The 824-nt window shown below is 68.2% G+C and carries 1 protein-coding gene; it reads left to right on the top strand.

Going from position 1 to position 824, the window contains the following annotated elements:
• On the top strand, positions 1-824 hold an 824-nt coding region (locus tag B1964_RS26010), incomplete at both ends, for an Hsp70 family protein (RefSeq protein ID WP_253194203.1).

Here is an 824-nt window from a genome sequence, read left to right as displayed (position 1 = left end):
ATTCGGCATCGATCTGGGCACGACGAATTCGGCGATCGCGGCGATCGACCGCGACGGACGGCCCGAGGTGATCCGCGACTGGAATGGTGCGCCGACGACACCGTCGGTCGTGCTGTTGCCGTCGGCGCACGACCACGTCGTCGGCGAGGGTGCCCGCAGGCAGGCACGACTGGACCCCGACAACGTGTGTGCGCTCGTCAAACGTCGCATGGGCGATGCAGATTGGCGATTCGTCGCCCACGGCCGGAGCTGGTCGGCCCCGGCGATCTCGGCGCTCATCCTGAAATCGTTGGTCTCCAACGCCGAATTCGCCGGCGAGAAGGTGGAGCGCGCGGTGATCACCGTGCCCGCCTACTTCGGCGACGAGGAACGCCGCGCCACCATCCAGGCGGGTACCTACGCCGGACTCGACGTCGCCGGGGTGTTGTCGGAGCCGATCGCGGCGGCGCTGTCCTACGGATTCAGCCGGTTGGCCGACACCGTCGCCACGGCCACACCCGACGAGACGGTCCTCGTCTACGACCTCGGCGGCGGCACCTTCGACGCCACGGTGATCGAACTCGCCGACCGGCGCATCTCGGTGCTTGCCGTCGACGGCGACCATCAGCTCGGCGGCGCCGACTGGGACGAGCGACTCGCCCTGCACCTGTCGCGGAAGTTCTGCGAGGAGCACCCCGACGCCGAGGATCCCCTCGACGACTCGGCCGGTTCGCAGGCCCTGATCATGGCCGCCGAACGTGCGAAACACGAACTCAGCGAATCAAACTCGACATCGGTGATCGTCTCGCACGACGGCGTGCGGTCGGTACTGACCGTGACCCGCA

Origin of the sequence: Gordonia sp. i37 (assembly GCF_002043085.1) — a bacterium.
GTDB classification, from domain to species: Bacteria; Actinomycetota; Actinomycetes; order Mycobacteriales; family Mycobacteriaceae; genus Gordonia; species Gordonia polyisoprenivorans.
This window is presented reverse-complemented; position numbering and strand designations above follow the sequence as displayed.